The organism is Microcystis sp. M_QC_C_20170808_M9Col (assembly GCF_007095495.1).
Lineage (GTDB): Bacteria > Cyanobacteriota > Cyanobacteriia > Cyanobacteriales > Microcystaceae > Microcystis > Microcystis aeruginosa.
On record NZ_SFBZ01000103.1, the window covers coordinates 1 to 12,660 of the forward strand.

At 45.3% G+C, this 12,660-nt stretch carries 11 protein-coding genes; 5 read left to right on the plus strand and 6 right to left on the minus strand.

The window, feature by feature from the left end:
• Positions 1–200: 200 nt before the first annotated feature.
• Positions 201–857, minus strand: a complete 657-nt coding sequence (gene folE, locus EWV68_RS06400) for a GTP cyclohydrolase I FolE (RefSeq protein WP_287169229.1) — start codon at positions 855–857, stop codon at positions 201–203.
• A 430-nt stretch (positions 858–1,287) separates the two neighbouring features.
• The gene (gene def, locus EWV68_RS06405; RefSeq protein ID WP_287169231.1) at positions 1,288–1,866 is read right to left on the minus strand and encodes a peptide deformylase; all 579 of its coding nucleotides are present in this window, start codon (positions 1,864–1,866) and stop codon (positions 1,288–1,290) included.
• Positions 1,867–2,036: 170 nt separating this feature from the next.
• Here def and dnaA point away from each other — a divergent pair, with 170 nt between their 5' ends.
• Complete coding sequence (dnaA, locus tag EWV68_RS06410) at positions 2,037–3,371, plus strand: chromosomal replication initiator protein DnaA (RefSeq protein ID WP_287169232.1); 1,335 nt, start codon at positions 2,037–2,039, stop codon at positions 3,369–3,371.
• A gap of 133 nt (positions 3,372–3,504) precedes the next feature.
• Here dnaA and EWV68_RS06415 read toward each other — a convergent pair whose 3' ends face one another.
• On the minus strand, positions 3,505–4,455 hold the full coding sequence (locus tag EWV68_RS06415) for a heme o synthase (protein ID WP_287169233.1): 951 nt from the start codon (positions 4,453–4,455) through the stop codon (positions 3,505–3,507).
• A 13-nt stretch (positions 4,456–4,468) separates the two neighbouring features.
• Positions 4,469–5,389, minus strand: coding sequence for a COX15/CtaA family protein (locus EWV68_RS06420; protein ID WP_287169234.1), 921 nt, complete (start codon positions 5,387–5,389; stop codon positions 4,469–4,471).
• Positions 5,390–5,703: 314 nt separating this feature from the next.
• Between EWV68_RS06420 and EWV68_RS06425 the strand changes: the two genes are divergently transcribed.
• The 3 genes from EWV68_RS06425 (at position 5,704) to EWV68_RS06435 (ending at position 9,188) form a co-directional block, all read left to right on the plus strand.
• Positions 5,704–6,669: a cytochrome c oxidase subunit II gene (locus EWV68_RS06425; RefSeq protein ID WP_287169236.1), complete on the plus strand. Its 966-nt coding sequence runs from the start codon at positions 5,704–5,706 to the stop codon at positions 6,667–6,669.
• Positions 6,670–6,698: 29 nt separating this feature from the next.
• The gene (gene ctaD / locus EWV68_RS06430) at positions 6,699–8,375 is read left to right on the plus strand and encodes a cytochrome c oxidase subunit I (protein WP_061432191.1); all 1,677 of its coding nucleotides are present in this window, start codon (positions 6,699–6,701) and stop codon (positions 8,373–8,375) included.
• Positions 8,376–8,564: 189 nt separating this feature from the next.
• Positions 8,565–9,188 (plus strand): cytochrome c oxidase subunit 3, encoded by a 624-nt coding sequence (locus tag EWV68_RS06435; RefSeq protein WP_002738397.1) that lies wholly within the window; start codon positions 8,565–8,567, stop codon positions 9,186–9,188.
• Positions 9,189–9,509: 321 nt separating this feature from the next.
• Here EWV68_RS06435 and EWV68_RS06440 read toward each other — a convergent pair whose 3' ends face one another.
• Together EWV68_RS06440 and EWV68_RS06445 are read right to left on the minus strand one after the other, a co-directional pair.
• On the minus strand, positions 9,510–9,872 hold the full coding sequence (locus tag EWV68_RS06440; RefSeq protein WP_002755494.1) for an acyl carrier protein: 363 nt from the start codon (positions 9,870–9,872) through the stop codon (positions 9,510–9,512).
• Positions 9,850–11,649, minus strand: coding sequence for an acyl-CoA dehydrogenase family protein (locus EWV68_RS06445; RefSeq protein ID WP_287169237.1), 1,800 nt, complete (start codon positions 11,647–11,649; stop codon positions 9,850–9,852). The genes EWV68_RS06440 and EWV68_RS06445 overlap by 23 nt, the downstream gene beginning before the upstream one ends.
• Before the next feature lie 209 nt (positions 11,650–11,858).
• On the opposite strand from EWV68_RS06445, the gene EWV68_RS06450 reads away from it, so the two are divergent.
• Positions 11,859–12,660: calcium-binding protein (locus EWV68_RS06450; RefSeq protein WP_287169238.1), on the plus strand; the 802-nt coding region annotated here is incomplete at its 3' end.

Below are 12,660 nucleotides of genomic sequence, written 5' to 3' on the forward strand. Positions count from 1 at the left end.
CAAGAAGGATAATGCAAGGTTTTTGAAAGTCCCAATCCTATTTTCTTGCACTAACATCGGACTTTAACAGGTCAAAAGCTTTATTTTAAAAGGGTTTTACCATTATTCAGCAAGCCCTAAATAGCTGGTTTTGCTCTGGTTTTTTACCTAGGCAAAAACCGGGGATAGGACGATCAAATAATCCTGATCCCCCTGACTAATTAGTGAAAATCGGGACTATGACGAATCAAACTCATAAACTCTTGACGAGTCTTAGCAGAATCGGCAAAAATACCGCGCACGGCACTCGTAGAAGTCCAAGAACCGGGTTTTTCAACCCCGCGCATTACCATACACATATGAGTCGCTTCAATCACCACAGCTACCCCTTGAGGTTGTAGTAATCCTTGCAAAGCATCGGCAATTTGTGCGGTTAAACGTTCCTGCACTTGCAGTCGTCTGGCGTACATTTCACAGATGCGGGCAATTTTCGATAAACCGATCACTTTCCCGTTAGGAATATAGGCAACATGAGCGCGGCCGATTATCGGTAAAATATGGTGTTCACAGGAGCTAAAAATATCGATGTCTCGGATTAAAACCATCTCGTTAGCATTCTCGTGAAAAACTGCCCCATTCAGCAATTCATCCAGGGATTGCTGATAACCATAAGTGAGAAATTTTAGGGCTTTTACTACTCGTTTAGGAGTGTCTCGTAAACCTTCGCGATCGGGATCTTCTCCTAATCCTAACAGCAGTGTTCTTACCGCTTGCATCATCTCGGCTTCCGATACCGGCGATTTAGGTTCGGTAATCACTTCGGGAAAGTGATTGTAGTCATCATTGTCGAAAATTGCTTTGGACTTAGCTAAGGTCATAGATATTTTTACGGACTCCAATAGTTAATTAATCGGCCAAGTTTTCTGATGTTACCAATTGTCAATAAATACCCTTTGCTAGAGTATTTGTTTTTCTGGGCATCTAGACGATAACTAATGAAAGCTATCGGGTTATTCCCTCGTCTTTGGGGTTATCTCCGGTGCGGAAACTTGGAAAAATTGATTTTCCTAGTCACCGAAAAAGTCTTGAGTATCTCCCTAGTTAATTGAGGGCAGAGTTCTACTGCATAATTAATTTATTTTGTCAAGTAGTTCATTTGTTTGTTTGTTAGGGTAGTTTTCCTAGAATGATAATCGTTATCATTTTAACAAAAAATTTAGATTTACCAACAAAAATTTTGTCGCCAGATAAAGATAGTACCGTTAAGCTATTTAACTTATTTTGAAGATGTAGAGATATTTTGCGATTTTATCGCTTATATTCAGCAATATTACTGATTTTTTGGTATTCTTCCTCCGAGTATAAATCCGCCGGAGAAGCAAGGCGATCAAGAAAGAGGATTCCTTCCAGATGATCGTATTCGTGTTGAAAGATGCGCGCGACAAAATCCCTGAAAACTTGACGGATTTCGCGACCATTGCGATCGCAATAGGCCACCTCGATCCACTGATGACGGGGGACAAAACCGCGTAAATTGGGGACACTGAGGCAACCTTCCCAACCCTTGACCATTTCCTCGCTGACCCGCAAAATGCGAGGATTAATCACGGCAGTGGGTGGCATCATCGGAGCGTCGGGATAACGAGGATTGGGGTGAGAAGCAACGATAAACAGACGCAGAGACCGAGCAACTTGGGGCGCGGCGATTCCCACCCCGTGGGCAGCTTGCACGGTGGTAATCAGGGAATCGATCAAATCTTGACAGTCAGCATCGAGAAGATTATCGATCGCTGCTGCTTTTTGCTGTAGAATTGGATTTCCTAATTGGGTGATTGTTAAAACTTGCGTCATCTGTCTAAAGATTAATTGTTTCGCTCTGAAAATCATTTTATCTTGAGGGGAAAAATCTCGCTAAACTGATAAGGCTTCCCTGCAGCAGCACTAGAGCAACTTTGTTAATCAAAATTAACCGTGGATAGGCGTTGGGTTTCATGCTTCAGCCCAACCTACGTTCATCTTATATTTAATTCCACCCACCCACTTAATCAAAATTAACCGTGGACAGCAGCGCCCAACAACTTTGGCATAATCTCCTAGAGCGTCTAAAATTACTATTAACCCGTCCCGCTTTCGAGACTTGGTTTCAAACGGCGACGGTTAAAGAATGGCAAAACGATCGCTTAGTAATTCAGGCTGCCAATCCCTTTATTCTTAACCATCTTCAGAAAAATTATCTGTCAACAATTGCTGAAGTAGTGCAGGATATCGTCGGTTATCCCGTCGAGATTCAACTCACGGCACAACAGGGCGATTCGATCGCTATTTTCCAGCCTCACACTAGCTTAGAATCAGAATTATCCCCCAGTAATCAACTTAACCCTAAATATAATTTTTCCCGTTTTGTTGTCGGGCCAACCAATCGTATGGCCCACGCGGCCGCTTTAGCGGTGGCGGAATTACCCGGAAGGGAATTTAACCCGCTTTTTCTCTGTGGTGGGGTGGGATTAGGTAAAACCCATTTAATGCAGGCGATCGGTCATTATCGTCTAGAATTATATCCCCAATCCAGGGTTTTTTATGTATCGACGGAACAATTTACTAATGATTTAATCACCGCTATCCGTCAAGATAGTATGGAAAGTTTTCGTAATCATTATCGCCATGCTGACATATTATTAGTAGATGATCTGCAATTTATTGAAGGAAAAGAATACACTCAAGAAGAATTTTTTCATACCTTTAATACCCTGCACGAAGCGGGAAAACAGGTGGTTTTAGCCTCCGATCGCCTCCCCAAACAGATTCCCAGTTTACAGGATCGTTTAATTTCTCGCTTTTCTATGGGATTAGTCGCCGATATCCAAGCACCAGATATCGAAACTCGCATGGCAATTTTACAAAAAAAGGCCGAGTACGAAAATCTGCGTCTGCCAAGGGAAGTTATCGAATATATTGCCGTTAATTATACTTCTAATATTCGCGAATTAGAGGGGGCATTAATCCGGGCTACTACTTATATTTCTATCTCCGGATTGCCGATGACGGTAGAAAATATCGCGCCAGTTTTAAATCCACCAATGGCCAAAATTGCCACTTCTCCTGAGATTATTATGGCGGTAGTAGCGGAAAAGTTTCAACTCTCGATCGCCGATCTAAAAGGAAATTCCCGCCGACGAGAAATTAGTTTTGCCCGACAGATTGGGATGTATTTGATGCGTCAACACACGGATTTAAGCTTACCGCGCATTGGTGAAGAATTTGGCGGCAAAGATCACACCACCGTTATTTATAGCTGTGATAAAATTAACCTTTCCCAGCATCAAGATCGACAATTACAAGACATCTTAGCCCAACTAATCGAGCGAATTAACTCCCTCAGTCGCAATCAGTAGTCAGGGGTAATTATGAATGATGAATTGGGGAGATGGGGTTTTTCAGTAAACAGTAATCAGTGAACTGAAAACTCACATCTGATAACTGATAACTGATAACTGATAACTGATAACTGATAACTGATAACTGAGATTAACTACAGGAGAATAAACTGGCAATTGTAGCGATGAGATGAGAGGTCATGGGTAAACTATCGATCACCATAGCTGTACATAATAACATCATGTAAAGAATGGAATATTTAAACAGCGATCGAGCGATGTCCCGATCAAAAGGATTCTGTTTTAATCGCCAAGCTTTTTTTAGGAAAACAAACCCTAAAATTAAAGCCGCTACACCATAGACCACACCACAGGCAGCCAAGGGATAAATCAGGAGGAAAGTGAAAGGAACAACGATTAAAGTATAGAGCCAAATCTGCTCGCTAGTGGCTTCTTCTCCTTTAACTACGGGCATCATCGGGATATCCACTTCTGCATAATCATCCTTGATCATTAAAGCTAAAGCCCAAAAATGGGGAGGAGTCCAAAGGAAAATAATGGCGAATAAAATCCAGGGAATCCAACCGAGATCGCCCGTTACTGCCGCCCAACCGACGAGGGGAGGAATCGAGCCAGCTGCGCCACCGATAACAATATTTTGGACACTATGACGCTTGAGCAGATGGGTATAAATCAGCATATAAAATGCGATGCCGGTCATTGCTAAAAATCCGCTCAAAGTATTGACAAAAAAGACAAAAAGTGCTAGGGAAAGGGAGGCTAAAACGAGGGCAAAAATGAGGGCGTGGAGGGGTTGCACGCGACCGGAGGGGATCGGACGGGCGCGGGTGCGAAGCATGGTGTGATCGATGTCGCGATCATAGATGCAGTTTAAGGTTTGAGCGGCGGCGGCGGCGAGAGTGCCACCGAGGAGGGTAAGAAAGAGTAAGAGGGGGGAAACCTGGCCTTTAGAGGCGATTTCCATAGAAGCGGCTGTAGTAATCAGCAGTAGAGGAATAATTCGGGGTTTAGTGAGTTGATAATAACTTTTAGCGACTTGTAAAAAATTATCGTGGTGGCGAAGGGCTTGAGTTCCAGTCATCGTGATTAAATCCTTAGAGATGGCTTATGGGGGCGAAAGAACGATCGCGAAGGGCGAAAGTGGTAAAAGCGACGAGGGTTGCCACCAATAGCGCACCGATGCTGTGGTGGGTAATGGTTAAGGGTTCCACCTGTAGATGCAGTTTCAGGGTGGCAACGCCCAAAAACACCTGTAGGGCGACTAATCCCCCGGCGCTAAAAGCTAGTTTTTTGAGGAGAGGATGGATAGCGGCAGCTCGCCAAGCGAAGAAAACTAGGGTTAAAACCGAGATAGTGGCGGGAAAAACCCCGATAATGTGGCTATTCATCACGGTGCAGAGTTGGGAAACCGTTAAACACTGATGGGCCGCCCAACGGGAACCGACGAGACCGCCGAGGAGACATTGCAGATAAACTAGACCGGTGGCGACCATTCCCATCCCGGTTAGTTTCCCGACTGTACCTGTGCCACGGTAGGGAGTCAGACCGATAGCAATGACGATTAGGGTGGCAAAAAAGAGCAAAGCTGTGGCTAAATGGGCGGTTACGATGTCAAATCGCAGTAATTGGGTCACGGTTAATCCTCCCAGGACTCCTTGCAGGAGAATTAAAGCCAAAGCGGCGATCGCAGAGGGCAACAGCCAAGGGGGAAGATGGCGACGATACCACCAAGACAGACCGACGAGAGCGAGCGTACTAAACCCGATCAAAGAGGCATCGAGACGATGAAACCACTCCAGAAATACCTGTAGATTCATCTGCTGACGGGGAATCCATTGACCGTAACAGAGAGGCCAATCGGGACAAGCTAAACCGGCGTTCATAACTCTGGTGGCAGCACCCACTACCATTAGGGCGAAAGTAGCGATCGCAATTTTCCAGACTAAGCGGCGCATCCACACCTGAATATGGCCAGTTTCTCTTAGGGGTGTTGGGTTAAAAACAGATTCGGTCATCGGTTTGCCTGTTCTCAAGGAGTCTGTCATCAAAGATCATGGCTTTGTTCGCCAGTTAGTTATCACTGTGAATGAGTTTTTTTACGACCAGTAAAACCTTTTAGATATTCTTTAGATTTCTGGCCATTTCCGTTACATTTGTTTACATAAACTCAGAATAAGATATAAAAATTAGTTATTTAAAATACTTTCCCTGAAAACGATCCCAAAGAAAAGATAAAATTCTCAGAAGATGCTGGTTAAATTTCCCATCTATAGGGGAATCATGTTTTAGCCTTGAATAAGTAGCCACTATTGAAAATATTGAAAAGACCGTGAAAATTCCCAGCAGTATCCTGACGCTCGTACTCGGGATCGCCTTGACCTTAATTAGTCTCTGGTATGGCCAAAATCATGGCTTAATGCCTGTGGCCGCTTCCGAAGATGCTCAGGAGATAGATAATATCTTTAATCTGATGATGACCATCGCCACGGGACTATTTTTAATAGTTGAAGGCGTGATTATCTATATAGTGATTCGCTTTCGCCGTAAACCGGGGGATCAAACCGACGGGCCGGCAGTGGAGGGCAATGTGCCCCTAGAAATCTTCTGGACAGCCATCCCGACGGTAATCGTTTTTATCCTTGCCGTCTATAGCTTCGAGATTTATAACAATATCGGCGGTCTCGATCCCTTGATTTCCAAGGGTGGCAAAGGAGAAATCGCCCACCACGGTCATCACCACGGCACGATGATGGCCCTGGGCGGCGATCGCAGAGTAGCCCTAGGTATCGGCAATTCCTACGATGGTGAAGGAGTTCCCCCCCTAGTGGTCAATGTTAAAGGCATTCAATACGCTTGGATCTTCACCTATCCCGAAACCGGCATTGTTTCCGGGGAACTGCACGCTCCCGTCAATCGCCCCGTGCAACTGAATATGGAAGCGGGGGATGTGATCCATGCTTTCTGGGTTCCCCAATTGCGTCTAAAACAGGACGTTATCCCCGGACAGGAAACGGTTTTATCGTTCACATCCAACCAAATTGGTCAATATCCGATCATTTGTGCGGAACTTTGCGGGGCCTATCACGGTGGCATGAAATCTAGCTTTGTGGTTCACTCCCAAGGGGATTACGACCAATGGGTGCAGGATAACACGATCGCCGAAGTTGACAGCGATCGAACTGTAGCCATGACCACTAAAGATCGCTCTGATAGTCAATATTTGACCCCCTACACCGAAGAAATGGGCATAAATGGTGAAATCCTCGCCCAAGTTGCCCATCAGCAGCAAATGTAATTTTTCTTGTCATCTAAAATCTTGGCCTTATGACAGCATCAACGGAAATAACCACCCCAGCAACCGTTCCCGAGGTGATCCACCACCGCAAGTGGACGGATTACTTTACTTTCTGCACCGATCATAAAGTCATCGGTATTCAATATCTGGTGACTGCCTTTCTTTTCTTCTTTATTGGCGGTGCTTTCGCGGAAGTGCTGCGGACAGAATTAGCCACTCCCGACCCCGATTTCGTCTCCCCAGAACTATATAACCAATTCATGACCATGCACGGAACGATCATGATCTTTCTTTGGATCGTTCCGGTTGGGGCGGGTTTTGCCAATTATCTCATTCCCCTGATGATTGGGGCGGAAGATATGGCTTTTCCTCGTCTTAACGCTGTGGCTTTCTGGCTTAATCCCCCCGGCGGGCTGCTATTATTATCCAGTTTCTTTGTCGGCGCACCCCAGTCCGGTTGGACTTCCTACCCACCTTTAAGCTTAATTAGCGGCAAATGGGGCGAAGAATTGTGGATTTTGAGCCTTTTATTGATCGGGACTTCCTCGATTTTAGGCTCGATTAATTTCATCACCACGATCCTGAAAATGCGGATTCCTGAGATGGATTTGTACAGTATGCCGCTATTTTGTTGGGCAATGCTGGCCACCTCGACTCTGGTACTGCTTTCCACCCCCGTTCTCGCTTCTGCTCTCGTTCTCTTGTCCTTTGATTTAATCGCCGGCACGAGCTTTTTTAACCCTGCCGGCGGCGGCGATCCGGTGGTTTATCAGCATATGTTCTGGTTTTACTCCCATCCTGCCGTTTATATCATGATCTTGCCCTTTTTCGGCACGATATCGGAGATATTACCGGTTCACGCCCGCAAACCGATTTTTGGTTATCGAGCGATCGCCTATTCCAGTCTCACCATCTGTTTCTTGGGTTTAATCGTTTGGGCCCACCATATGTTCACCAGCGGCACCCCCGGCTGGTTACGGATGTTTTTCATGGCGGCAACTATGTTAATCGCCGTTCCCACGGGCATTAAAATCTTTAGTTGGTGTGCCACTCTTTGGGGCGGTAAACTTAGTCTCAATACGTCTTTATTATTTGGGATCGGTTTCCTGTCTTCCTTCCTCATCGGTGGTTTGACCGGGATTATGTTGGCTTCTGTTCCCTTCGATATCCACGTCCACGATACCTATTTTGTCGTCGGTCACTTCCATTATGTACTATTTGGTGGTACGGCAATGGCCCTGTTTGCTGCCGTTTACCATTGGTTCCCGAAAATGACCGGACGGATGTATAACGAGACTCTCGGTCGTATCCACTTTGTTCTCACTTTTATCGGTTTGAATTTAACTTTCATGCCGATGCACGAATTGGGATTATTGGGTATGAACCGTCGTATTGCCCTGTATGATGTGCAGTTTCAGGGTTTAAATGTTCTTAGTACCGCAGGGGCTTATATTCTCGGTATATCGAGTATTCCCTTCGCTATTAATATGGTCTGGAGTGCCTTTAAAGGTCAACCCGCCGGCCGTAATCCTTGGCGCGCTTTAACCCTAGAATGGCAAACCTCCTCTCCCCCAATTATTGAGAATTTCGAGGAAATGCCGATTCTTTGGTCTGGCCCCTACGATTACGGTATTGATCTGGAGGAATCAGAAGCCGCGGAATCAGTACAAGATCTCCTCGCTGAAGTGGGCGCCGAATCCCAATAATTATGGGGGATTAGACCTGGGGGTTGGGTGTTGGGGTAGTGGGGTAGTGGGGTAGTGGGGTAGTGAGGAATTTAGCTGAAATTTCCCTATCTCCCTATCACCCTATCTCCCTATCACCCTATCCCCCTATCACCCTATCCCCCCATCTCCCCACTCCCCGTCTCCCGTGTAAACTAAGGACATTCAATTATGCAAGGTTCAACGCTCGAAGATTCTCAACTATCTGTCAATTATCATCAAGAAACGGTGGAACACGGGCATCATGGCCACCCAGATCATCGCTTATTCGGTGTGGTTTTGTTTCTAGTGGCGGAAAGTTCCATCTTTTTAGGCTTATTTGCCGCTTTCTTGTTCTACCGTACCATGTTACCCGTTTGGCCCCCCGCCGGCACGCCAGAATTAGAGTTAACCCTACCGACAATTAACACGATTATTCTGGTGTCCAGTAGTTTTGTTATGCACATAGGACAAAAGGCGATTAAACAAAACAATAATGCCGGTTTACAATTGTGGTTCGGCATTACTGCCCTGATGGGAATTATCTTCCTTTGTGGTCAAGGATACGAATATTATCACGCTGAATTCGGTCTGACAACTAATGTTTTCACCAGCGCTTTTTATGCCTTAACCGGATTCCACGGTCTCCACGTTACTTTTGGTTTAGTGCTAATTCTATCTGTCCTCTGGCGTTCTCGTCAAAAAGACCACTATTCTAGTCAATCTCACTTTGGTGTCGAAGCGGCAGAATTATACTGGCATTTCGTCGATGTGGTCTGGATTATCCTGTTTTTACTGGTGTATATCTTGAGATAATTTTTGTTATTTACTAGGAGAAAAGGGCGATTAAGCGATCGCCCTTTTTTGTATATTTCAATTTATAAGTAGTCGTACAAAATAAATTTCCTAGTGGTGAGAGGGAACTCCAGAACTGCGGAACGGGCAACAGAAAAGAAATACAGCGATTGTTGCTTTACGGAGAAATGGGTAATTAATTTTGTTTAGGTACTTAGCAATTCCTATACTGGTGAGTAGAGAACAGAGCCAATTGATAACTAATATAGGTGGGTTACGGCGAATACTAGATAATTTTCCCTAGCATAAATTGTCGTCGCCTAACCCACCCTACACCTAAAATTAACGACGACCGAATAAACTCCAACCTTTGCCACCACTAACGGCCGGTTCAGCTTTTTCAGCGACGGGAGCAACTTCTGCGGGGGTTTCCTCACCGGAAAGATTAGAAAGATCGTAGTTTTCTACTAGGAAAAGAGACGCTTTTTCGATAGTAGAATAATCCCAGAAAAGGGTAGAAGGTAACTCTTGACCGACCCAATCTTCCAGATCACCCACCATCGTTACCGCATCGATCGAATCTAAACCATAACGGGTTAAAGGTTCAGTCACATTAATCGTTTTTGCATCCAAAGATAACTGATCAGCTAACTGTTTAACTAACCAATTTTGTACGAGATTATTAAGATTGGAGCTGGAGTTCATGGGTTTTTTCCTCGGTAGTTTGTGAATGGGCTAATTGAAAAGGCACGATCGAAAAATGTTGATTTTCTCGATATAATTTCAGCAATTCTTGGGCAACATTTTCTATATACACCTCAGACAGAGTGTAAGGCAGCGGCCGCAGAGTTCGCAGTAATCGGTGTAAACTCAACACCAACCATTCCCCCCGGGCAAAAAATTCACCCAAGATAGAACGATTATAAAGCCAAGTGTGTAAACAAGCAGAAGCGGCGTGTAAAGTACAGTATTTCTTGGCAATCTCGAACAATTCGGGTGATTGGTCGTGACCATACTCGAATTTCGATTGACTAATCTGTTCATCGTGAGCATTTAGTTCCTCTAAAACTAAATTACCCAACATCAATAGATTTTCTAATACTTCCCGGTCCACCTCCTGAGAATCTTTCAATCCTTCCAGCATATCAAGGGCAATCTCTAAACCCTGTAGGGAATCATCCATTCCCCGGCCAAATAATTCTAAATTATTGGGTTCAAAGGGAGGAACTGACTTTTCTAGGCTAAAAATCGCCTCTAAACGGGTTTTTAACGCCGACATGGTGCGCGAGTTGCGTTTAGCCCGATATTTGGTTAAAGGACGCAATTGTAGGATTAAAGCATGAAGATTGACGATCGAACTGCCGTCAAACATACTGATAATCGAATTATCCCGCAGTAGCTTCTGGAAGATGCCGAATTCGTGTTCTTCTCGCATATAAAAACGCGATCCCAAGACCACATAAACACTATTAACCATCTCCTCCAGACGGACGGTGACAAAATATTTTACCACCGAAGCCCAGACGCTAAACTGTTCGGGGATAATATGAAAACCTCTCGCAGCCGGAATCGTCTCGCAATCGCAAATAAGGATGTCAAGGAAAGCATCCACGAGAGTGCGCCGGGGTTGGGGCAAATCCATCACAGTTTTCTGATAAATTACCCGATTAACGGCAAAACTGAGGGTAGTTCTCAAAGCGGTATCGGCTGCCCCGTGGGAAAAAGCCGCGCACAACATTCGGGTAATCTGGAAACCTTTCAGGGCTAATTCTAAACCGTCTCCCTCCTCCCGTAAACGCATGGAATCGGGGACGAAACAATCTTTAAAACCAATGCCACTCATATCCGAGGCGCGCACGCCATGGGTGTATATTTTCGGCAAATTATAGTATTTTTCGGGGTCTAATTGCCGTTTATCTACCATAAATAGGGTTAAACACTTTGGCCCGCCGTTAGCATCGGTTTTCGCCAAAATAAAGGAAACTCCAGAGATAGTCGCCCGGTTAATCGGCCATTTCTCACCATTGAGAATATAACCTCCTTCCACCTTCGTCGCGGTCAGATCACCATTGATCAGATCGCTGCCGTGTTCCTTTTCCGAGTAACCCAGACACATCGCCCCATAGTCATCCATGATAAAACGGGCGAGCTTCTGTTTCTGTTCTGGGGTTCCCGCCATCCAGTTTAAAAACGACCAGAATAGGGTAGTAAAAGCGATGCCGATAGTTTGATCCCGTCGGGAAAGTACCCGCACAAAAGCGACAAATTCCTCAAAAGAGGTGAACTCACCGCCGCAATCTGTGGGAATGTAGTAGTGTTGGAGTTTCCAGTCGTATAACCAGCGAATTTCCTCGTGGGGAAATTCTTCGCTCTCGTCAATTTCGATCACCCGCTTGTAGGATAGAGGGTTATCGGGATTGAGAGGATCGCCTAAGTCTTTTTCCAGTGCTTCAGCAGTCCAGTATTGCTTAAGCTTTTTCATAGTGCCTCTAGGACAGATACAATGTGTTTTTCGTCAATGCCTTCGGTTAGAAGACCCGACCATGCACAAAAATTAATGACCATTCTAGACTTTTGGCCGTAAAATGGCAAACGATTACCCGTGCCGATTTCTGAAAGCCTTGGCAATCAAGACTAAAAATACAGTGGCACAGGATGTAAATTATCTAATGGTGAAGGAGAGTTAAATTTATGGCCATAATTACAGGAACTAATGGCAACGACATACTGATTGGTACCTTGGACATCGACATCATGGATGGTGGCCTGGGTGCCGACACTATGTATGGTTCTAATGGCAACGACACCTACTATGTAGATAATGTTGGCGACATCGTCCAAGAATTCTCCGACGGTGCCCTGGGTGGGACGGCTGATCTGGTATTGGCCTCAGTCAGTTATTCTCTAGCACCGGGGACATTGGGGAACCAAGGATATGGGATTGAGAACTTGCTCCTGATGGGAAGTGCCATCAACGCTACTGGCAATGACAAAAACAACATCCTCTGGGGCAACATTGGCAACAATGTCCTCAATGGTGGCTTTGGCAACGACACCCTCTATGGTAGTGCTGGCAACGACACCCTCGATGGTGGTGTTGGTGTTGACTCGATGGATGGTGGTGATGGCAACGACACCTACTATGTAGATAATGTTGGCGACATCGTCCAAGAATTCTACGATAATTCCCTGGGTGGGACAGCTGATACGGTATGGGCCTCAGTCACTTATTCTCTAGCACCGGGGATACCTGGTAACCAAGGATATGGGATTGAGAACTTGTTCCTGACGGGAAGTGCCAATATCAACGCTACTGGCAATGACAAAAACAACTTCCTCTTGGGCAACAGTGGCAACAATGTCCTCAATGGTGGCCTTGGCAACGACACGCTGTTTGGTGGTGTTGGTGTTGACACGCTGTTTGGTGGTGATGGCAACGACACCTACTATGTAGATAATGTTGGCGACATCGTCCAAGAATTCTCCGATAATT

Bases quoted from the DNA above. Each gene is read 5' to 3' on its own strand.
- EWV68_RS06420 (WP_287169234.1), bottom strand. From the start codon at position 5,389: ATGACCGAATCTGTTTTTAACCCAACACCCCTAAGAGAAACTGGCCAT.
- EWV68_RS06440 (WP_002755494.1), bottom strand. From the start codon at position 9,872: ATGAACTCCAGCTCCAATCTTAATAATCTCGTACAAAATTGGTTAGTT.
- folE (WP_287169229.1), bottom strand. From the start codon at position 857: ATGACCTTAGCTAAGTCCAAAGCAATTTTCGACAATGATGACTACAAT.
- def (WP_287169231.1), bottom strand. From the start codon at position 1,866: ATGATTTTCAGAGCGAAACAATTAATCTTTAGACAGATGACGCAAGTT.
- ctaD (WP_061432191.1), top strand. From the start codon at position 6,699: ATGACAGCATCAACGGAAATAACCACCCCAGCAACCGTTCCCGAGGTG.
- EWV68_RS06445 (WP_287169237.1), bottom strand. From the start codon at position 11,649: ATGAAAAAGCTTAAGCAATACTGGACTGCTGAAGCACTGGAAAAAGAC.
- EWV68_RS06415 (WP_287169233.1), bottom strand. From the start codon at position 4,455: ATGACTGGAACTCAAGCCCTTCGCCACCACGATAATTTTTTACAAGTC.
- EWV68_RS06435 (WP_002738397.1), top strand. From the start codon at position 8,565: ATGCAAGGTTCAACGCTCGAAGATTCTCAACTATCTGTCAATTATCAT.